The organism is Metabacillus sp. KJ11-3 (assembly GCF_055808295.1).
Genome location: NZ_CM147865.1, coordinates 3,192,719 through 3,213,784, shown reverse-complemented (window position 1 = coordinate 3,213,784; position 21,066 = coordinate 3,192,719). Strand labels below are relative to the sequence as shown.

Annotated in this window: 23 protein-coding genes and 1 pseudogene; 19 read left to right on the top strand and 5 right to left on the bottom strand. The window is 37.0% G+C overall.

Annotated features, from left to right (window positions below):
- Window positions 1–35: 35 nt before the first annotated feature.
- From AC0L8O_RS16220 to AC0L8O_RS16180, 9 genes and pseudogenes are all read left to right on the top strand, one after another.
- Entirely contained in the window at window positions 36–1,508 is a 1,473-nt protein-coding gene (locus AC0L8O_RS16220; protein WP_473443759.1) for a gluconokinase, read from the top strand.
- Window positions 1,509–1,554: 46 nt separating this feature from the next.
- Window positions 1,555–2,310, top strand: coding sequence for a nickel pincer cofactor biosynthesis protein LarB (larB, locus tag AC0L8O_RS16215; protein ID WP_026562470.1), 756 nt, complete (start codon window positions 1,555–1,557; stop codon window positions 2,308–2,310).
- Window positions 2,307–3,638, top strand: a pseudogene (larC, locus tag AC0L8O_RS16210) (nickel pincer cofactor biosynthesis protein LarC). Before larB ends, larC begins: the two are co-directional and overlap by 4 nt.
- A 409-nt stretch (window positions 3,639–4,047) precedes the next feature.
- Window positions 4,048–4,671: an efflux RND transporter periplasmic adaptor subunit gene (locus AC0L8O_RS16205; protein ID WP_473443757.1), complete on the top strand. Its 624-nt coding sequence runs from the start codon at window positions 4,048–4,050 to the stop codon at window positions 4,669–4,671.
- Between the two features lie 347 nt (window positions 4,672–5,018).
- Window positions 5,019–5,759 carry an ABC transporter ATP-binding protein gene (locus tag AC0L8O_RS16200; protein ID WP_473448952.1) on the top strand — a complete coding sequence of 247 codons (741 nt, stop codon included), beginning with the start codon at window positions 5,019–5,021 and terminating at the stop codon, window positions 5,757–5,759.
- The gene (locus AC0L8O_RS16195; RefSeq protein ID WP_473448950.1) at window positions 5,698–6,876 is read left to right on the top strand and encodes an ABC transporter permease; all 1,179 of its coding nucleotides are present in this window, start codon (window positions 5,698–5,700) and stop codon (window positions 6,874–6,876) included. Before AC0L8O_RS16200 ends, AC0L8O_RS16195 begins: the two co-directional genes overlap by 62 nt.
- 53 nt (window positions 6,877–6,929) lie before the next feature.
- Complete coding sequence (locus AC0L8O_RS16190) at window positions 6,930–7,349, top strand: hypothetical protein (protein WP_473443755.1); 420 nt, start codon at window positions 6,930–6,932, stop codon at window positions 7,347–7,349.
- 43 nt (window positions 7,350–7,392) lie between these two features.
- Entirely contained in the window at window positions 7,393–7,650 is a 258-nt protein-coding gene (locus tag AC0L8O_RS16185) for a hypothetical protein (RefSeq protein ID WP_473443753.1), read from the top strand.
- Window positions 7,647–8,795, top strand: coding sequence for a cadherin-like beta sandwich domain-containing protein (locus AC0L8O_RS16180; protein WP_473443751.1), 1,149 nt, complete (start codon window positions 7,647–7,649; stop codon window positions 8,793–8,795). Before AC0L8O_RS16185 ends, AC0L8O_RS16180 begins: the two co-directional genes overlap by 4 nt.
- A 67-nt stretch (window positions 8,796–8,862) precedes the next feature.
- Here the strand turns inward: AC0L8O_RS16180 and AC0L8O_RS16175 are convergent, their stop codons facing one another.
- Genes AC0L8O_RS16175 through AC0L8O_RS16155 form a run of 5 tightly spaced genes read right to left on the bottom strand, consistent with a single transcriptional unit; the run spans window position 8,863 to window position 11,182 of the window.
- Complete coding sequence (locus tag AC0L8O_RS16175) at window positions 8,863–9,162, bottom strand: spore coat protein (protein WP_026562462.1); 300 nt, start codon at window positions 9,160–9,162, stop codon at window positions 8,863–8,865.
- A gap of 16 nt (window positions 9,163–9,178) precedes the next feature.
- Complete coding sequence (locus tag AC0L8O_RS16170) at window positions 9,179–9,379, bottom strand: hypothetical protein (RefSeq protein WP_473443749.1); 201 nt, start codon at window positions 9,377–9,379, stop codon at window positions 9,179–9,181.
- A 16-nt stretch (window positions 9,380–9,395) separates the two neighbouring features.
- Window positions 9,396–10,532, bottom strand: coding sequence for a zinc-dependent alcohol dehydrogenase (locus AC0L8O_RS16165; protein WP_473443746.1), 1,137 nt, complete (start codon window positions 10,530–10,532; stop codon window positions 9,396–9,398).
- An 18-nt stretch (window positions 10,533–10,550) separates the two neighbouring features.
- Window positions 10,551–10,919: a spore coat protein gene (locus AC0L8O_RS16160; RefSeq protein WP_473443744.1), complete on the bottom strand. Its 369-nt coding sequence runs from the start codon at window positions 10,917–10,919 to the stop codon at window positions 10,551–10,553.
- 17 nt (window positions 10,920–10,936) lie between these two features.
- On the bottom strand, window positions 10,937–11,182 hold the full coding sequence (locus AC0L8O_RS16155) for a hypothetical protein (RefSeq protein WP_026562458.1): 246 nt from the start codon (window positions 11,180–11,182) through the stop codon (window positions 10,937–10,939).
- A 225-nt stretch (window positions 11,183–11,407) separates the two neighbouring features.
- Between AC0L8O_RS16155 and AC0L8O_RS16150 the strand changes: the two genes are divergently transcribed.
- The 10 genes from AC0L8O_RS16150 (at window position 11,408) to AC0L8O_RS16105 (ending at window position 20,962) form a co-directional block, all read left to right on the top strand.
- Window positions 11,408–12,358, top strand: a complete 951-nt coding sequence (locus AC0L8O_RS16150) for a sugar kinase (RefSeq protein WP_473443742.1) — start codon at window positions 11,408–11,410, stop codon at window positions 12,356–12,358.
- A gap of 12 nt (window positions 12,359–12,370) precedes the next feature.
- On the top strand, window positions 12,371–13,009 hold the full coding sequence (locus AC0L8O_RS16145; protein ID WP_473443740.1) for a bifunctional 4-hydroxy-2-oxoglutarate aldolase/2-dehydro-3-deoxy-phosphogluconate aldolase: 639 nt from the start codon (window positions 12,371–12,373) through the stop codon (window positions 13,007–13,009).
- A 156-nt stretch (window positions 13,010–13,165) separates the two neighbouring features.
- Window positions 13,166–13,930 carry a DeoR/GlpR family DNA-binding transcription regulator gene (locus tag AC0L8O_RS16140; RefSeq protein ID WP_473443738.1) on the top strand — a complete coding sequence of 255 codons (765 nt, stop codon included), beginning with the start codon at window positions 13,166–13,168 and terminating at the stop codon, window positions 13,928–13,930.
- 543 nt (window positions 13,931–14,473) lie between these two features.
- Window positions 14,474–15,577 (top strand): beta-galactosidase BglB, encoded by a 1,104-nt coding sequence (bglB, locus tag AC0L8O_RS16135; RefSeq protein ID WP_473443736.1) that lies wholly within the window; start codon window positions 14,474–14,476, stop codon window positions 15,575–15,577.
- A 79-nt stretch (window positions 15,578–15,656) separates the two neighbouring features.
- Window positions 15,657–16,652 carry a TRAP transporter substrate-binding protein gene (locus AC0L8O_RS16130; protein ID WP_473443734.1) on the top strand — a complete coding sequence of 332 codons (996 nt, stop codon included), beginning with the start codon at window positions 15,657–15,659 and terminating at the stop codon, window positions 16,650–16,652.
- Between the two features lie 14 nt (window positions 16,653–16,666).
- Complete coding sequence (locus tag AC0L8O_RS16125; RefSeq protein ID WP_473443732.1) at window positions 16,667–17,170, top strand: TRAP transporter small permease; 504 nt, start codon at window positions 16,667–16,669, stop codon at window positions 17,168–17,170.
- A 39-nt stretch (window positions 17,171–17,209) separates the two neighbouring features.
- The gene (locus AC0L8O_RS16120) at window positions 17,210–18,508 is read left to right on the top strand and encodes a TRAP transporter large permease (protein WP_473443730.1); all 1,299 of its coding nucleotides are present in this window, start codon (window positions 17,210–17,212) and stop codon (window positions 18,506–18,508) included.
- Window positions 18,509–18,966: 458 nt separating this feature from the next.
- A complete protein-coding gene (locus tag AC0L8O_RS16115) occupies window positions 18,967–19,119 on the top strand; it encodes a hypothetical protein (RefSeq protein WP_473443728.1) in 153 nt (50 codons plus the stop codon).
- Window positions 19,120–19,141: 22 nt separating this feature from the next.
- The gene (locus tag AC0L8O_RS16110) at window positions 19,142–20,101 is read left to right on the top strand and encodes a LacI family DNA-binding transcriptional regulator (protein WP_473443726.1); all 960 of its coding nucleotides are present in this window, start codon (window positions 19,142–19,144) and stop codon (window positions 20,099–20,101) included.
- A gap of 75 nt (window positions 20,102–20,176) precedes the next feature.
- Window positions 20,177–20,962: a Cof-type HAD-IIB family hydrolase gene (locus tag AC0L8O_RS16105; RefSeq protein WP_473443724.1), complete on the top strand. Its 786-nt coding sequence runs from the start codon at window positions 20,177–20,179 to the stop codon at window positions 20,960–20,962.
- Window positions 20,963–21,066 lie beyond the last annotated feature (104 nt).

The window sequence follows — 21,066 nt, the reverse complement described above, 5'->3', positions numbered from 1 at the left end:
TATGGAAATGAATACTGTCAAAGGAAGATGATTATATGTTAAATGAGTTTGTTATTGGACTTGATATTGGAACAACAAGTGTAAAAGCAGTTGTTTTTGATATGAGTGGAAAAGTAATCACAGAATCAGAAGAACACATTACATCACTATACCCGCAACAAGGTTGGGTGGAGCAAGACCCTGTCGAAATTGAACGGTTTGCTGTGAAAGCAGTGCGAGATGTGATAAAGAAAGCCAATCTTCATAAGAATGAACTGGTTACGATTAGTTTTTCATCTGCTATGCACTCATTAGTCTGTGTTGATGAGGAATATCAACCGTTATCGAATGCAATCATTTGGGCAGACGGAAGAAGTACTGAGCAGGCAGAAAAGCTGAAGCAACATGATGGAACGAATGTTTTTCAAAAAACTGGTGTGCCGATTCATCCAATGACTCCACTATCAAAATTACTTTGGATGAAAGAGTCAGGATATGATCCTTATGAAAAAGCAACGTATTTTATTTCGATAAAAGAATATATCCTCTTAAAATGGTTTAACAAACGGGTCGTTGATTTTTCGATGGCGGCTTCAACAGGTTTGATGAATGCTCATACACTTGATTGGGATCTTGAACTATTGGAGATGACTGGTGTAAGGAAGGATCAGTTATCGGAAGTAGCTTCACCTACTATGGTCTTACATGGTATAAAAAAAGAGCTTGCAGAAGAAATGGGAATCACAGAGGATTTACCATTTGTGCTAGGATCAGCAGATGGACAATTGGCTAACTTAGGTATAGGGGCAATTTCTCCGGGAGAAGTAGCCATTACAGCTGGGACAAGTGGAGCTATCAGACAATTTACTAAAGGTTTCAGCATAACGAAAGAACGCGAAACATTTTGCTATGCATTTACAGAAGAGGATTCAATTATTGGCGGTCCTACAAACAATGGCGGAATAGCGCTACAATGGTTAAAAGAACTTTTAAACTTTGAAGGAAGTTTTGATGAGTTTACAAAAGAAGCTGAAAAAACAGCTCCAGGTGCTGAAGGGTTACTTTTCCTTCCGTACATCAATGGAGAAAGAGCACCATTATGGAATCAACAGGCTAAAGGTAATTTTTTCGGGATGAATATTACTCATAAGAAAGAACATTTTGTTCGTGCAGTTTTAGAAGGAATTACATTTAATCTTTATCAAATTGGACAAAGTTTAGAAAGTCAGGCTGGCGAACCTGAAAAGATCTTTGTGAATGGTGGATTGTCAAGATCAAAGCTGTGGCTTCAAATGTTGGCTGATATTTTTGGGAAAAATGTATATGTTTCTGAAAGTCATCATAGCGCAGCATGGGGTGCGGCTTGGACAGGATTAGTCGCTCTAGGTAAAGTACCTTCCTTTGAAAAAATCAAAGAAAATATTCCAATGAGTCCTCCAATTATACCAAATGAAAATAAACATAATACCTACTTAGAAATCTATAAAAAATATGAATCATTGGCTAAAGACATAGCAAAGCATTTTTAAAATGTGAAAATAAGGAAAGAGCTTAAACTAAGGTGAGTGAAAATTAATGCTTGAAGATATTTTAAAGCAGGTACAAACAGGGTCATTAAGTATCAATGAAGCAAAGGAAAAGCTTTCAACATTTGAAAACTTAGGATTTGCAAAGGTTGATCATCACCGAAAGAAGCGACAAGGGTTCCCGGAAGTCGTTTATGGTGAGGGAAAAACAAAAGAACAAATTTTAGCTATAATTAAAGCGATCCGATCAAAGGAGAATAATGTTCTTGTTACACGGATTTCTAAAGAAAAAGCAACACATATTTTAGAAGAGTATCCTGAATTTACTTATCATGAGATCGCTCAAATTCTTTTCTGGAAAGATGAAAAGCAAAGTGAGAAATCCAAAGGTTATATTGCCATTGTCTGTGCAGGAACATCAGATTTAAAAGTTGCAGAGGAAGCGGCAGTAACAGCTGAGGCATTGGGAAGCAATGTTAGGAGATTTTATGATGTGGGTGTCGCAGGAATACATCGTTTATTTGATTCTATAGAAGAAATCCAGAATGCTACAGTTTCCGTTGTTGTGGCAGGAATGGAAGGCGCTCTTCCGAGTGTTGTTGGAGGGCTCGTTAGTCATCCAATCCTTGCCGTTCCAACAAGTGTAGGCTATGGAGCAAATTTTAATGGATTGTCTGCTTTATTAACGATGTTAAATTCATGTGCATCAGGGATAAGTGTAGTCAATATTGATAATGGCTTTGGAGCAGCATATAACGCAGTTTTAATTGATCAACTAGCTAAAAAAGGGGAAGTACAACAATGAAAACACTTTATTTAGACTGTTTTTCTGGAATTAGCGGAGACATGATGATTGGTGCTCTTATTGATGTTGGGGGAGATCCGGCATATCTTGTGGAAGAATTAAAGAAACTTAAAATAGATGAAGAGTATGAACTCCAATGGAAAAAAGTTGTTAAAAATGGTATTACTAGTACGAAATTTGATGTGATACTAAAAAACCACCATGAACATGGACACACCCATGAACATGACCACCACCATGAACATGGACACACTCATGAACACGAACACCATCATGACCATGGACATCATCATGAACACGGGCACCATCATGAGCATGGACATCACCATCACCACAGAACATACAAAGATATCGTTCAATTAATAGAGTCTGCAGGTTTTTCAAGTGAAGTAACAGAAACAGCTTTAAATGTTTTTAAAAAAATTGGTGAGGCAGAAGGGCATATACATGGTTTACCTCTTGATAAAGTTCATTTCCATGAAGTTGGGGCGGTTGATTCAATTATAGATATTGTTGGTACAGCCATATTACTTCATCAGTTAGGTATTAAAAATGTAAAATCGTCAGCTATTCCAGTAGGAACAGGAAGAATTCACATTGATCATGGAATTTATCCTGTACCAGCTCCTGCAACGTTAGAAATGTTAAAAGGTGTGCCAATCGAACAAAGTGATGTTAGATTTGAATTGACCACCCCAACTGGAGCTGCCATTGTATCGGTCCTCTCTGAAGAATTTAGTACACTTCCGTCCATGGAAATAAAGGCAATCGGATATGGAGCAGGAACGAAAACATTTAATGATCGACCAAATGTATTAAGAGTAGTTATAGGGGAATAGGTAACGGATAGGAGTAATTTCATGATTTCTCAACCACCATCAAACGAGGAACATATTGATGATCAAATGCTCAAAGTAGAAGTGAATCTTGATGATATTTCAGGAGAATGGCTTGGGTATGTAATGGATTTACTTTTTGAAGCAGGTGCAAATGATGTTTTTTACACACCAATATATATGAAAAAAAATAGACCAGGTGTGTTACTTCAGCTTCTATGTAATCGTGGGAAGCTTGGAACGATTAGAGAAGTTTTACTGAAAGAAACAACAACACTTGGAATTAGGTATTATCCTTTAACTGTGTTTAGGGCTGAAAGGACGTTTAGGCAAGTGCAAACGGAGTGGGGACCTGTAACTGTTAAAGAAGGGATGTACAATGGACAAGTTATCCAAAGGGCACCAGAGTTTGAGGATTGTAAGAAGATTGCAACCACATATAAAGTTCCATTGAAAAAAGTTTATGAACAAGTTTGGAAACAATTGGATTAGATTGGGATAATTCACTCGATTATTAGTTTAAAAGGCTTCAATTCCTTATTAAGGAATTGAAGTTTTTTTTCGTTAAGGAAATTATAAAATTCTTGAACTGAGGATAAGCGCTTCGACATCCAGCTTCAGCGCCTAGCCCCGAAGCACAGGACGTGCAAGTGCAGCCATTGCGACAGGATGTTGTGTTATTGACTGCCTCTAGGGTCTAGCCAAATGAATTGAAGACAAAGAACGTCTTCTATTCATTTGCGTCTTATTTGCCAGAGGCTGATCAAGGCGCTTGCGCTTTTGTTCTTAATAAAAATTTTATTACTCATTTTTTTAAGGATTCGTTAAGGTTCAAATTTTATAATCACATCAGAAGTAAACTTACGATATAAACGAGGTATTTCAAATAGGAGGAATAATAGTGAAAAAGTGGATTTCAATTATCGTTATTATCATTCTAGCAGTTGGAGGAGGAATATGGTTTTTCCAAAGTAGACAAACAGCAACACCAGTTTCAGCACAAGCCATGACAACAACCGTCCAAAAAGGAAACATCCAAGTTGAGGTTAGTGGTTCAGGAACCGTTGCTTCTGTTAATAGCTCGGATATCACTGCAGATTTAGAAGGAGAGGTAGAAGAGATTTTAGTAGAGGTCAATGATGTTGTTGAAGAGGGTGACGAGATTATTACCTTCACTGACGGTAGTGATCCAATTACAGCTGCACATGCTGGAACAATAACGACTATTGATGCAGAAAGCGGAAGTCGAATTCAAAATTCACAAGTAGTAGGACATATTACAGATTATGAAACATTAGAAACAGTTATTAGTGTCGATGAACTTGATATAACAAAAATGAAAGCAGGACAAAATGCTGAAATCACAGCGAGTGCTTTCCCGGATGAAACATTTGAAGGTACTGTTACAGAGGTTTCTAAGGAAGGAACTGCAGAAAACGGTGTTTCAAGCTTTAGTGTAACTGTACAGTTGAAAGATCCAAAAAGCTTGCTAATCGGAATGTCAACAGAGGAATGTTATTACTGAGAGCAAGCAGGATGTTCTTTATGTACCGATTGAATCAGTACAGGTAAATGGTGAAGAAAAATATGTAACGATCCAAGAAGCAGCTTCAAGTAATTCCGATGCAAGCACATCAGATCAGGTTGTTGAAACAGGCATTAATGACGATCAAAATATTGAGATCATTTCCGGATTAACTGAGGGACAAACGATTGAATTACCAATTTCTACTACGTCTGGTAATGAATCAACTCAAGAATTACCAGGTGCAGGAAGAGAACAAGGTTTTCCGGGGAATGGGAGTGGACAAGGATTCCCTAGCGGCGGAGGACAAATGATGCCAGGCGGAGCAGGAAGAGGTAATGAGTAATATGACAAAACCAATTATTGACATCAAAAACATGAAAAAGTCATATGTGCTTGGTGATGAAACGGTACATGCCTTGCAGGATGTTTCCCTTCAAATTTATGAAGGGGACTTCCTATCCATCATCGGGCCTTCTGGTTCAGGAAAATCTACATTCATGAACATGCTTGGATGCTTAGATACACAAGATGGAGGAGAGTACTTGCTAGATGGAAAAAATGTCGCAACCATGAAAGATCTAGAGCTTGCTATGGTACGTAATGTGAAAATCGGGTTTATTTTCCAACACTTCAATTTGCTAAACAAACTGACAGCTTTAGAAAATGTTGAACTTCCCCTTGTTTATCGTGGATTGGGAGCAAAAGAGCGTAGAGAAAGGGCAGCAGCTTGCTTAGATTTAGTTGGGTTAAATGGAAGACACCAGCATCTGCCAACACAGCTTTCAGGTGGACAACAGCAAAGGGTAGCGATCGCAAGGGCACTTGCGGGCAACCCTTCTGTCCTGCTGGCCGATGAGCCAACAGGTGCTTTAGATAGTAAGACAAGTAAAGAGGTCTTGCAATTGCTTAAAGAATTAAATAAAAAAGGACATGTGATCATTGTAATTACACATGATTTAGAGGTTGCAAAGCAAGCTAAACGGGTTGTAAGAATACATGATGGTAAAGTTTTTGAAAATGGAGGTGACTGGTTTGAACCTGTTGGAATCAATCAAGATGGCGTTAAAGAGTATCAAAGGCAATAAATTAAGAGCTTTCCTTACCATGCTTGGAATTATCATCGGGGTGGCATCCGTCATTACACTTGTAGGAGTCGGTCAGGGTTCTTCAAACTCAGTTACAGAAGAGATTGGCAGTCTTGGAACAAACTTATTAACACTCAGTGTAACAGATACCGAATTTGTTCAGTTGAAAGAAGAGCAGCTTGATCAATTTAATGAATTAAATGGGATTTCAGACGTAGCTCCAATTGTCTCGGGGAGAGTAACGGCAAAGTATGGGGAGAACTCTACACAAGTACCCATAACAGGTACAACTTCTTCCTATTTAACTGTTAGGGATTTATCTCTAAGCCAAGGTCGCTTTCTTTCAGACATGGAGAATGAATTAAGACAAAAAGTGGTGGTATTAGGTTCGGATACCGCTTCAACACTATTCCCTAGAACAAATCCTATCGGAGAAAGTGTTCTAATTAATGGGGTGTCTTTTAAGGTTATTGGAGTACTGGAGTCAGTTGGCAGCTCACTTGGCACAAGTGGTGACAGCGTCATTATTGCTCCTCTTTCTACTACTCAAAGACTTACGAAAAATACAACGATTGGCTCAATTTATCTGAAAGCACAGGATGAACAAATGGTAGACAGAGCGAAGTTTCAAGTACAAAGTGTGATGACGACTCTATTTCCAAATCTAAGTGACTATTATTCAGTATCAAGTCAAGAAGATTTGATGGAAACAATGTCATCTGTTTCAGATACTATGACAGTTATGTTAGGGGGTATCGCAAGCATATCCCTGTTGGTCGGCGGAATTGGTGTTATGAATATAATGCTTGTCTCTGTATCGGAGCGAACGAAGGAAATTGGAATCAGAAAAGCTATTGGTGCGAACCGAAAATCTATTTTGCTGCAATTTTTAATTGAAGCAGTGGTTTTAAGTGTAATAGGCGGACTTATAGGTGTGGCTTTAGGCTTAGGAATTTCTAAATTAATTGAGGTATTCTCTAGTCTGGCAATTTCATATTCACCAACAGTAACATTAGCTGCGTTTTTGTTCTCTTTCGCTATTGGTATTATCTTCGGGGTATTCCCTGCAAATAAAGCGTCTAAGTTAAATCCTATTCAGGCTCTGCGCCAGGAATAGCTGGTATCAATTTTAGATTTATATATTGATTATTTAATAGGAGTGACGAACTTATGAAAAAAATAATGCATTTGATTGGAGTTTTAGTATTAGTATTGTTACTAATTCAATCCACGATAGGAATTATCAATTATTCCTCCTTTGGGTCGCCTCAGAGTTTTCCTGATAGAGGAAGTCTTAATGCAAATGGAGGAGGTAGTGGCTTCAGGGGTACACCACCACAAAATAGTGAGGCTGAAACAGACGCAACCAATACAAATGGTCAAGAAGATACAATGGATCCATCAACCCTGAATGGTCAGATGCAGTTGACTATGGGGCAGCAAGACAGAAGTTCTTTTTCTTCTACTTTACGAAGCTTTGAAAATGGCATACCTGGTCTTGTGGTAAATTGCTTATCTCTTGGACTTGGTATTTGCTGGATACTATTATTTTGGCTTACAAGGAAAAAACAACAAACTCAAGCTATATAGAATAGTAACAAATATACCATGAATGTTGAGAGGTGAATCAAAAATGAGACGAAATCTGGGAATAAGATTAATTGCTGCCGGTACGATTATTGGAGCAAATGTATCAGCTTATCCAATTTCTCATGTACATGCAGAGGAAATGACTATACTTGAAAACTCTGCTGCATTAAAGTCAGTAAAAATTGATGAATTTCAGCTTGATCAGGCATTTTCACCTGATGTAAAGGGGTATTCTGCATCAGTTGGAAACGAAATAAAAACGATGAATATATTAGTTGAAAAAAAGAGGAAGCAGCTTTGATCACGATTAATGGCGAAGCAATTGAGAGCGGGGTGAAAAAAAGTTTACCGCTTTCTACTGGAAATAATGAATTTGAGATTACCGTTACAAATGGAACGGAAGTATCTTCTTATAAGCTTACAGTCGTTCGTGCAAAAAATGACAATAATCAACTTTCCAATCTTTCGTTATCTAATGGGAGCCTTAGCTTTAATTCAGAAAAGACAGATTATTATACTGAAGTTAAAAATGAGATTAGTAAATTAATAGTAAAACCTAATGCAGAAGCTGACACTTCAACTGTTACGATCAATGGTACTACCGTCAAAAGTGGCGAAGGGCATGAAGTCCAACTGTCTGTCGGCTCTACGACGATGACAATCATTGTAACAGCAGAAAACGGTACGAAAAAAATATATACTGTTACCGTCGTAAGGCAAGCACAACAAGATTCAAGTTCAATCGTCGCAAATGAAGAAAAAAATCAATCAGAGGAAGTTCGGCCAACAACGGAAACTACTTCAAACAGCAGTAAGACCAGCGTAACACCCTCAACAACAGAATCAAATAATCGTGGGGCAAACTCTATACCTATTGAAGATGTATTGGCAACTACAAATGTTAATAGTAGTACAAAGAATACCGTGAATCTTGGTTCATCATCTGCAACAGTGACGGGTGAAACAAAGACTACGGCAAATCTCGACTCTCTAACCGTGTCTAATGGTACCTGGAGCAAGTCATTTTCTTCTGATGTGTACACATATCATATATCATTAGCAAGCGACGTAACGGATATTACCCTTTCTGCTGATGCTGAGGAATCAGATGCAGACATTTTTATAGAAGATGAGGAGATCTCAGATAACTCAACAGTGACAATTGGTGATAAAGCCAAAACAGCGATTTCAGTTATCGTCGAAAACGATGAGGATCGCAAAACATATGTGTTAATATTTGAAAAGGATGTAGACGAAGAAGTAACGACTGAAACAGGTGAGTCTATTGCTAATATAGAAACAGAGGCACCAACAGTTTCCTCAGGCACTGAAGGTATAGAAGCTATGAAAGGAACCAGTGAGACTAAACTAATGAACGTTCGTGATGAAAGGCAAGAAGAAGCGACTTCTATTTGGCAAAAGCTTTTGGCATTTTTCGGTCTATAGGTAAAGGAATAACGGAAATAGGAAAGAAAGTGAGGAACTGTTTTGTAAAACGGTTCCTCTTTAAAAATTATAAAGTAGGTAATTTCATAGCAGTGTTTATATTTTGTAGTTCTAACTGGATTTGTTCATTGGTATCAAATGCATGATACCAACCTTTTGAAACCATATAATTTGATATTTTTTCGTGCATATCCAAGGCTTCCTCTAAATGGCGTGTTAGGGTATGTTTAATTTCAGGTGTTCCTGATTCGGTGAGTGCCATGGCATAGTTTCTAACACCGCTTTTAGCTGAAATCAATAAGTCCATTGCGACAACTTGATCGGTTAATGCCTTCATGCCAGTTAAACTTTCTATAATTGAATTCAAAACGATCATCTCCTATCTAGTGTATTCCTTTTGCCTTCGTTAAAATAGAAGAGTATTCTTCTAATTGTCGAGTTGAGATTGTAATATCCTGCTCCATGATGTTCTTTAGCTCTGGATCTGATACTAAAGCTCTCATCGTTTTGGATTTCGTTAAACAAGTTGTTTTAAATGATGCCATTTCCTGAACTTCAAGTACTTCATGTAAAGCATAATCCATGTTATATACTCCTTTGTTATGGTTTCAATACAACTTTTATACAATTATCTGTTTTCGTATCAAATATTTCATATCCACGTTTTGCCTCACTTAATGGAAGAACATGACTTACCACATCGCTTGGATCAATTTTGCCAGTTGAGACTAATTCAAACATATAAGGCATGTAGTGGATAACAGGAGCCTGACCTGAGCGAATATTCACGTTGCGCTGCATGATATCTCCTAATGGAAAACCGTTATATCTTCCACCGTAAACACCTGTAATTTGAATAGTGCCACCTTTTCGAACAGCTTGAGAGGCAATAACAAGCGCACTCATGGTTCCACCTTGAAGTTTTAATCCACTTGCAAGGAATTCTAAATCTGACATTTTACCATCCATCCCTACAGCATCAATGACAACATCTGCTCCACCTTGTGTCATTTCCTTTAAGTAGTTCCCAACATTTTCTTTGCTTTCAAAATTAACAATCTCCACTTTGTTTGTGCGTTTCGCATGCTGTAATCGATAATCAACATAGTCAACAGCTATGACCCGCTTGGCCCCTTTTAACCAGCAAAACTTTTGTGCAAAAAGACCAACTGGTCCACAACCAAGAACAATGACTGTATCCCCATCTTTGACCCCTGCATTATCAACACTCCAGAAACCGGTTGTCATCGCATCAGAAATAACACTTAATTTTTCATCAGGTTCTTCACAAGATTCTGGAATTTTAAAATGTGTAAAATTGGCAAAGGGTACTCGTAAATATTCAGCTTGGCCGCCTGGATAACCTCCTGTATTACCTGCATAGCCAAAATATGCACCCATATCTCCGTTTTCATTTGAATTATCACATTGGCTTTCAAGATTGCTTTTACAATACTGGCATTCTCCACAAGCAATATTAAAAGGAATTATCACTCTATCTCCTTTTTTTACCTTAGTAACACCTGGTCCGACTTCTTCAACGATCCCCATTGGTTCATGACCAATGACGTAATCCTCTTGCATATTGGGAATCATTCCGTGGATTAAATGCAAATCAGATCCGCAAATGGCTGTACTAGTTACTTTAATAATCATATCATCAGATTTTTGAATCTTTGGATCTTCCACTTCTTTGACTTCGACATTTTTGATGCCTTGATAGGTCACTGCCTTCATTCTGTAAAACCTCCAATGTTAGTGTTCATCAGGTGTCCGGTCAAACATACCTTTACGATTGGTTTCCTCTGGAAAGAGCTTCATGTTACCGATCATGATTGTATTTTTAGCAGAAAGTTGATCTAGTTGATATTGTTCTTTTAAATCATGTGGATGAAACCATTTTTTCTCAATCATGAGATCAGTTATTTCTTGATGCATGGCGATCCCTTGCATGAGTTGTTTTCGAAGAAGTGCTCTTAGATCAGGTGAAGTGGTTTCAGTTAGGGCAACAGCGATATTTCTCACGCCTTCCTTTGCACGAATGAGAAAATCCATTGCAAAAGTGGTATCTGCAAGCTCGGGGACATTTAGCGAATTTATCGGATCTAAGTAATCATTGTTCAATGCTCATTACCTTCCTTTCAATTTATGATAGGTGTTGGGCGACTTTCCGGGACAGGTGCTTGAAATGGCGCACGTTGATAGATCGCTTGTAATTCAGTAAGTGCTTGAATAGATTGATCAACATCTTTTTGCATAAGTTTCTTAAGATCATCGTCAAAGATTAGACCTTGCATAAGTTTTGATTTTGCTACACACAGTGTTTTGAAGTTAATAATTTCATGTAAATCCAATGACTCGTGTGCAGATAATGTATTGGGATCCATATTAAATAAACCTCCTATGTGAAATCTCTTGGTATTTTTCCCGATTAGTGGAGTTTAAGACTGAGAAATTTTGTAAGCAGCATGACTCTATCGATTGTTAACATTAAATATTCACTTTATTTATAAAAAGTATAGAGAAATTTCTCCACAAATTATATACTATTCATAAGTGAACAAAAAAGATAATTTTAAAACAAAAATAAACTTTGGTTGTGGGGGAGTTATATGGATGTCGTAACACTTGGAGAATCTATGGTTGTTTTCACACCGACTAGTGACGGTTTTATGAGAAATGCTTCTCAGTTCACAAAAAAAATCGGTGGAGCTGAATCAAATGTTGCGGTTGGATTGGCAAGATTAGGACATAAAGTCGGATGGATTAGCAAGCTTGGTGATGATGAATTCGGAAAAGCTGTCCATGCCAGTTTAAAAGGAGAAAATGTCGACATTAGTCAGGTAATATTTGATTCAGAGGCACCAACAGGTATCTATTTTAAAGAGCCGAGAAGACAGAATAACACAAGAGTTTACTATTACCGAAAGGGCTCTGCCGCGAGCAAGCTTTCACCAACTGATCTTAATCATGATTATCTTAGTAAGGCTAAATATCTTCATATTACAGGTATAACACCCGCGTTAAGTGAAACTTGTAAGGAAACCGTCTTTGAAGCAATTAGGTTAGCCAAACAAAATGGTAGTACGATTGTCTTTGATCCAAATCTCCGTACAAAGCTTTGGGATGAGGAAACAGCAAGAGACACATTGCTTAAGATGGCCAAAGAAACTGACATTGTGTTGCCCGGTCTAGCTGAGGGTGAATTTTTATTTGGTGAAAGTGATCCACATAAGCTCGGACAGTTATTTTTAGCACAAGGTGCAAAAGTTGTTGTCTTGAAAATGGGAGCGGAGGGTGCTTATTATTTCACTGGAAAAGAGAGCGCTTTAATTCCTGGATTTCCTGTAAAGCAGGTCGTAGATCCTGTTGGGGCAGGAGATGGATTTGCTGCCGGTTTTCTATCAGGTTTACTTGACGGCTTAGAATTAGGAAGAGCGGTTGAAAGAGCGAACGCTGTCGGTGCTTTAGTTACAATGGTTAATGGTGATGTTGATGGTTTACCGGAAAGAGATGAAGTAGAACAAATACTAAATAAAAACAGCGAAGATGTTGTTCGATAAGGAGAAGATAAAATGAGTCATATTGACATAATAAGGGAAACCGGAGTAGCTGCTGTCATTCGTGGTGCAACAACTGATAATATCATCGCCATTGCAGAAGCATTAAAAGCAGGTGGAGTTAAGGTATTGGAAATAACGGTTGAAACACCAGGTGCCTGTGCAGCAATTGAAAAAGCATCATTAGAGCTTGATGATGTTCTAGTTGGGGCAGGTACTGTACTTGATGCTGAGACAGCACGAGTTGCCATTATGTCCGGGGCTAAATTTATTTTCTCTCCTACGACAAATAGTAAAACAATTGAAATGGCAAAAAGGTATGGCGTTGTGAGCATTCCGGGCGCACTAACACCAACTGAAATCCTTACCGCTTATGAAAGCGGTGCAGATTTAATTAAAGTATTTCCGGCAAATGTGTTTGGGCCAAGCTATATTAAAGACATTCATGGACCACTGCCACAAGTGCCGCTTATAACAACTGGTGGAATCTCGGTAGATAATGTCGGTGAATATATTAAAGCCGGAGCAGCTGGAGTAGGGGTCGGCAGCTCGTTGGTCAACACGAAAAAGGAGCTTACGTCAGCTTATCTAAGTGAAATAACAGCAACGGCATCAAAGTTCATAAAAGCAGTAAAAGAAGCAAGAGGAGAATAATTCATAGGGGCAACCATTCGTTAAGGAAGGTTGCTTTTTGTGCAGCTTTAAATATATGAAACACCATTTACTAACATGAAAATGGATAAGATGTTTGTTTTTGTATGATTTTATCCTATAATGATATAGAAAATGTATAAATCACGGGGGAACAATATGCTTGCTTTAGAACGGCATGAAAGAATCTTAGATCAACTAGATAAAAATAAAATTGTTAAAGTGTCAGAGCTTAGCACTCTTTTGGGTGTTACTGAAAAAACAATCCGAGGAGATCTTGAGCTCTTAGAAAATAAGGGATTGTTAAATCGAATACATGGTGGTGCAGTAATAGCTGAGGACGCCGGAAAAATGCTTCCAATAGCTGAGCGCCAATCAGGCCATAGTGATGTAAAACTAGCTATTGCAAGAGAGGCAGTTAAGCTAATACAACCAAAAGAAACAATTTTAATGGACGGTGGAAGTACGACCCTTGCTATTGCTGAGTTATTAGGTGATTTTCCTATAACAGTAATTACGAATGATCTAAAAATTGCAAATGTTTTACTAAATAAAACCAATGTTCAGTTAATGGTTTTAGGTGGGATGAGAATTGACAAATCTTCCTCATTAATGGGGGCGCAGGCTACGGAAATGCTTAGTCGTATGAGAGTCAACAGGTTATTCTTTGGAACAACAGGTGTATCAGTCGATCATGGTTTGACAGTTTTCAATAGTATTCATGCTGATTGGAAAAAGCAAATTATCAATTGTGCAGATCAAATTACACTGTTAGCAGATTCAACAAAATTTGAAAAGGTTGCCCTTATTCAATTTGCTGCAATTGAAGAGGTAAATGAAATTGTAACTGATTCTAACCTCGATCAACATGTACAAGAAAAATTCCAAGAAAAGAATATTAAGCTGCATCTTGCAAAGGCATAGTTAGTAAACACACTGTGGGACGAAGCAGGATATAGGAAGAAATAAAGATGATACCGATAATTAAATCGTTGTCATCTTTTTTGTTTGTGCTATAATTAAACCACAACAAACAAAAACAAACATAAACAGATATTAACAAACAAATATTTATAAAGTTTTTACAGGTTAATACAAGTGTTATTAGTATAGTGAAGAGAAAATAGTATATTTACATCTATCAAAATAATATTTATAAGTAGTGAACATATACAAATATAAGAGGGTTTCTTATAAAAAGGCTTTATTTAGACAGGGAAACTGAATTTGATTTTCTCAATTATTTATAAATTTACCTAAAAATTCATTGACCTGATAGAATATTTTCTTTATAATCAAAGTGGAAATAAACAAACAAAAACAGAAGAAAAGGAACAATACTTCAAAAAAATAGTACATCCTATCATAGCAATAAAAATTGTAAAATTTAATAAAAGTAAAAATGAAAACGGTTAATATTATGGTAGCTGGACATGAATGTTCAACCTAAATAGGAGGGTAAAAATAATGGCACAAAAACAAGCATCTCTCGAAAAGACGGACATTTTAACTTATATAGATGTCTTAATGGATAACCTTTCAAAAATCAGTGATGACACAGGAGAATTTCTATTAAACTTTAATGGTTTAGTTGTTGATGATAAAAGTTGGAATGTGTGGAATTGGCCACAAGGTGTCGGGTTGTATGGGATATTTAAATATTGGAAATTAACAAATGATCAAAAGGCACTGAAAATTATTACAGACTGGTTTAATGCTAGATTTGAAGAAGGTGTTCCACCTAAAAATGTAAACACAATGGCTCCGCTTCTTACATTGGCATTCTTATACGAAGAAACGAAAGATCAGACTTTCGTTCCGTATTTGGAAAGCTGGGCAGAGTGGGTTATGTATGAAATGCCTCGTACGAAGGAAGATGGTCTTCAGCATATGACATACGGTCCTGAAAATAAAAATCAGCTATGGGATGATACATTAATGATGACTGTATTACCTTTAGCCAAAATTGGAAGGCTTTTCAATAAACAAGAATACATCGAAGAAGCTAAAAAACAGTTTTTAATTCATATCAAATACTTAAGTGATCGGAAAACAGGACTCTGGTTTCACGGGTGGACATTTGAAGAAAACCATAATTATGCAGAAGCATTATGGGGAAGAGGTAATTGCTGGATTACTATTGCCATTCCAGAAATAATTGAAATACTCGATTTACAAAAAGGAGATTTCTTAAGAGAATTTCTGATCGATACTTTACAAAGACAAGTTGAAGCATTAGCTGAATATCAAAATGAAAGCGGATTATGGCATACCTTAATTAATGATAAAACCTCTTACTTGGAAGCATCTGCAACAGCAGGCTTTGCCTACGGTATCTTAAAATCGATCCATAAACGCTATATAGGCCAAGAGTACAAAGGTGTAGCTTATAAAGCAATCAAAGGAATAATTGAAGAAACCAACGAAGATGGTGCCTTGCAAAAAGTATCTGTAGGGACAGGCATGGGAGATTCATTGGAATTTTATAAAGAAATTAAAATCACGACAATGCCATATGGTCAGTCATTAGCTGTACTTTGCCTGGCTGAATTCTTATACGAGTATATCTAAAAAGAGTGTATTTCATTTAAATAGACTTGGTTCAATTGACACCAAGTCTATTTAAAACATGGACAAAGGGGGAAATAAATTGAAGAAAATCATTCCGGTTATGATAATAGGCTTATTGTCTGTTATTTTAGTTACTGGTTATAGCAAAAATGAGAACGATTCCATAGTCTTGAGATTTGCTTATGCAAGTAATAGTCAGCCTGTTAAAGATGCGATGGCCGAGTTTGGAAAGCTTCTGTCTGAGAAAACAAATGGTGAAGTAACAGTTGAATATTTTCCGGATAGTCAACTTGGTGGAGAACGGGAATTAATTGAATTAACACAAACAGGTGCAGTAGATATTACGAAAGTTAGTGGGTCAGCACTGGAAAGCTTCTCAAATCAATATTCCATATTTGGACTTCCGTATTTGTTTGATAATGAAGATCATTTCTATCGGGTTATGGATAGCGATCTTGTTAAACCTATTTATCAATCAACAGAACAACTGGGGTTTATTGGGTTGACCTATTATGATTCAGGTCAAAGGAGTTTTTATATGACAGAGGGTCCTATTGAAAAACCTGCTGATTTAAAAGGAAAGAAAATCAGGGTTATGCAAAGTCAAACGGCAATAAAAATGGTTCAACTGCTAGGTGGTTCACCAACACCTATGGATAGCGGCGAGGTTTATACCTCCTTACAACAAGGTATATTAGATGGTGCAGAAAATAATGAGTTTGCCATTACAGAAGCCGGTCATGGTGAAGTAGCGAAATATTATTCGTATGATGAACATACAAGAGTTCCAGATATAATGGTCATTAATAAAGAAACATTAGAAGCCTTAACAAAAGATCAACAAGAGGCTATATACGAGGCTGCAAAAGAGTCTACAGAATTTGAAAAAGTTGTTTGGAAAGATGCAGTAGATCAAGCAAAAGAAAGATCAGAAAATGAATTTAATGTGGTCTTTAATGAAGTTGATAAAGAACCATTCCAGGAAGCGGTGCAGCCGTTACATGATGAGTTTGCTGAAAATGAAACGTTTAAACAGCTATATGAAGAGATCATGAAGATGAAGGAAAATAAATGATAGAGGGCGATACGATGAGACATGTAAAGAAAAGTGTCGATAGAGTCATAGAATTTCTGACGTGTGCTTTATTCTTAGTTATGATAGCGGTTGCAACCTGGCAGGTGTTAAGTCGTTTTATTTTGAAAAATCCTAGTACATTTACAGAAGAGCTGTTAAGGTATAGTTTAATTTGGCTTGCAATGCTTGCAACTGCATATGTTGTTGGAAGAAGTGAGCATATTGCCATTACATATTTGAGAGACCGTCTAGACGAAGAATCTGCAAATAAATTAGATATCGTCATTCAAGTATTTTTCCTATTATTCTCTGCGACGATCATGGTATATGGTGGGGCTAAGGCTGTCTCTCTAACGATGGCTCAGATTTCTCCAGCACTGCATTTGCCGATGGGATATGTATATTTGGCGTTACCGTTGTCAGGAGTATTCATTCTTTTTTATAGTGCGATCAATATACTGGATATTTTAAATAGGAAGAAAAAAATAAATAGGATCGTAGAGAGAAAAGCAAGCTGATACGTGAAGTCCCATTAATTGAAAGTAGGTGAGAGATACATGGAGTTACAAGCTAGTTTAATTTTAATTAGTGTTTTTGCAGTGCTTATGTTTATAGGTATACCAATTGCTATTAGTATAGCAGCAGCCTCATTAGCTACCGTTTTAATTGTTTTACCATTTGATGTGTCTGTATTTACATCCGCACAAAAGATGATCACAAGTTTAGATAGCTTCTCTTTATTAGCGGTTCCATTTTTCATCTTGTCGGGAATTATTATGAATAATGGTGGAATCGCTATCAAACTAGTAAACTTAGCTAAGTTGATAGGTGGTAGAATACCTGGTTCATTGGCTCACACAAATATTATTGGAAATATGTTCTTCGGGTCTATATCCGGTTCTGCAATTGCTGCCTCAACCGCCATTGGGGGTACGCTCATTCCACTGCAAGAAAAAGAAGGTTATGATAAAACATTTTCAGCTGCAGTTAATATTGCATCAGCACCAACAGGTATGCTAATCCCGCCTAGTTCAGCGTTTATTATCTTCTCATTGATAAGTGGAGGGACTTCTATTGCAGCCTTATTTATGGGTGGTTATGTTGTAGGAATATTATGGGGATTAGCTGTGATGTTAGTGGCCTATATTATTGCAAAGAAAAATAAGTATCCAGTAGCACCGAGGCTTACTTTTAATGAAGGAAAAAAGATCATTGTTGAAGCAATTCCAAGTTTATTATTGATTGTCATTATTATCGGAGGAATACTCACTGGTATTTTCACAGCGATTGAGGCATCAGCCGTTTGTGTGGTCTATTCATTATTCCTAGCTCTTGTATTTTATCGATCAATATCACTAAAGCAATTACCAAGTGTCTTAGTAGAAGCTGTTAAGATGACTGGAATTATCATGTTTTTAATTGCAGCGTCATCAGGTATGTCGTTTGTCATGGCATTGACTGGCTTACCTGAGGCAATTAGTAATCTCATTTTAGGTATATCAGATAATAAGTTTGTTATTCTAGCGTGTATTACGATTATATTATTGTTGATTGGTACCTTCATGGATATCGCACCAGCTATTTTAATTTTTACACCAATCTTTTTGCCGATAGCAACTAACTTGGGGATTGATCCGGTTCACTTCGGGATATTCTTTATTTTCAACTTATGCATTGGAACAATTACGCCACCTGTCGGTACTGGATTATTTGTAGGAGCGAGTATAGGTAGAGTAAAGATTGAAAAACTTCTAAAACCACTAGTGCCGTTTTATGTTGCAATCATTATGATTGTCGTGTTAGTTACATATATCCCGGAAATCAGTCTATTCTTGCCTAATCTATTTGGGTTGTAGTAAGAGATTTTTTAGAGGTCTATTACCATTTAATGGTGGTAGTCCTTTTTTGTCGTTCAGGTAACTATAAAATTCTATGAACTGTGAATAAGCGCGCGCCACCCCTCTCCGAAGCACAGGACGTTCACCAAACTCTGCTTCACACTATACACATCGAGTACGAAAGGAGGAAAGATTAAGATGAAGAAAACAGTATTCCTGGGTGCAATGGTTACTCCAATCGTTTTGGGGGTCTACTTTTTGCTAGGTGGTTTTAGTAGGCTCTAGCAGCAGGCCAGCATGACATGGACGTCGCGGAATGGCCTATGGGGAGGTTTTGATGGACACCAAATGTATGGTCCTAAGTATGAGGGATTTTTTATGAATGGCTTTCTGGTATTTTTCATTCACCTATTGACCTGGAACGCGTTTCATACATTACACTCATAATGAATTAATAAAAGCGAGGAGAGATACTTATGTTTGGACTAATGATACTATGCTTTATTATCTATTCTGCAGCTTATTTGTGTATAACAAGTTCCGGTCAATCGGTAAAAGTCAAACCCATTAATAATTTTGAAGATTATTTTGTTGAAAGCAATGGTAGAATGAAATCAAAGAAAGACTAGCAAAATGAGTGAAGGTGAGAATATGACAAATATTAGAGACTTAGCTAAAATGGCTGGAGTTTCGGTCACAACAGTATCTCGTGTCATCAATAACCATCCATATGTTAGTGAAGAAAAAAAGAATGCAGTTTTGAAGGCGATACAGGATAGTAATTACCATAAAAATATAAATGCTGTTCATTTAAGCAGAGGAAAAACGTTATTGATGGGGGTAGTACTACCTTACTCAGATCATCCATATTTTGCTCTCCTTCTAAAAGGGTTAGCGAAGCAGGCGTTTGAACATAATTACAAATTGGTATTGTTTCAAACCGATTATATGGAAAGTAGAGAATTGGAAGCTTTAGCCATGTTAAAACACAAACAAATTGATTCATTGGTCATCTGTTCAAGAAGTTGTCAGGTTTCTACTATAGAAGAATATTTACAGTATGGCCCGATCGTGTTGTGTGAAAATATGAAGGGAAAAGAGTTAGCTACAACATTTATCGATCATTACAAAACATTTGTTCATGCACTAGAATATTTATATCAAAAAGGTCACAGAAACATTGGCTATTGTATAGGAAGAAAAACTGGAACGAATAGCCATCAGCGGGAGTTGGCTTATAGGAATTTTGTGAACAAGTACCAGTTAGAATACAATCAGGAGTATATTATTGATCATTGTCTTTATTTTGAGGACGGTGAGAAAGTGATAAAAAGAATCCTCGGAATGACTACTACTCCATCGGCCCTAATTGTGACAAATGATCAGGTGGCAGCCGGAATTGTAACAGCCTGTCAAAGTTTAAACATTTCAATACCGAAACAACTTGCGATTATTGGATTTGATAACCAGCCAATCGCAAGAATGATGAACATTACCTCGTTTGAACTACCACTTAAGGAAATGGGAGAAAATATGTTTCTACAAGCAATTAAAGCGGAGGTTACACATAAAGAATTTTCTGTGCAATTTATTGAAAGAGGAACCGTTTAAGGAGGTTTTATGTAAAATTTCATTTTTTTACTATATAATGACAAGTGGAAAAGAAAAACGAAAGGTGGAATCATCATGACAAATCGTAGTGTAATATTTTTTGATATTGACGGAACTTTGCTGAAACATGATAAAACATTGCCAGCCTCAACGAAGGAAGCAATCTTTCAATTAAAAGAACTGGGGCATGAAGTCGCGATTGCAACAGGTCGAGCTCCCTTTATGTTTGAGGATTTGCGAAAAGAATTAGATATTCATACATATGTCAGCTATAACGGTCAGTATGTTGTATTAAACGGTGAAGTCGTTTATTCAAATCCGCTAAATATAGATTCACTTGAAAAATTAACAGAAACTGCCCTTACAAATGAGCACCCTGTTGTGTATATGGACCATGAAGATATGAAAGCGAATGTTCCAGAGCATGCTTATATAAATGAGAGTATTAACACATTGAAAATTGATCGTTTTCCTACACATGACCCACACTACTATAAAGGTCGTGAATTATATCAATCCCTTCTTTTCTGCCGTGAAGGAGAAGAAACGCAATACGAAGAAAATTTCAAGGACTTTGATTTTATCAGATGGCATCCATTATCTGTTGATATTCTTCCTAACGGAGGATCCAAAGCTAAAGGAATTGAAAAGATTGTAGAAAAATTAGGATTCCCATCAGAACGCCAATATGCATTTGGGGACGGTTTAAATGATATCGAAATGCTTTCCCAGATTACAAATAGTGTAGCGATGGGAAATGCTGAAGAAACGGTAAAGGCAGTAGCCAAACATGTGACAAAGTCTGTTGAAGAAGATGGAATTGTTCACGGACTTCAGATGGTTGGTTTATTAAGTAAGTAGTAAGGTACATACAAACTGAAAAATTCTTAGCATCTTAATAATGAGGTGTTAAGAATTTTTTTTATAATAGCTGTTTTCGTAAAGATTGTTGCTTATGAATATTA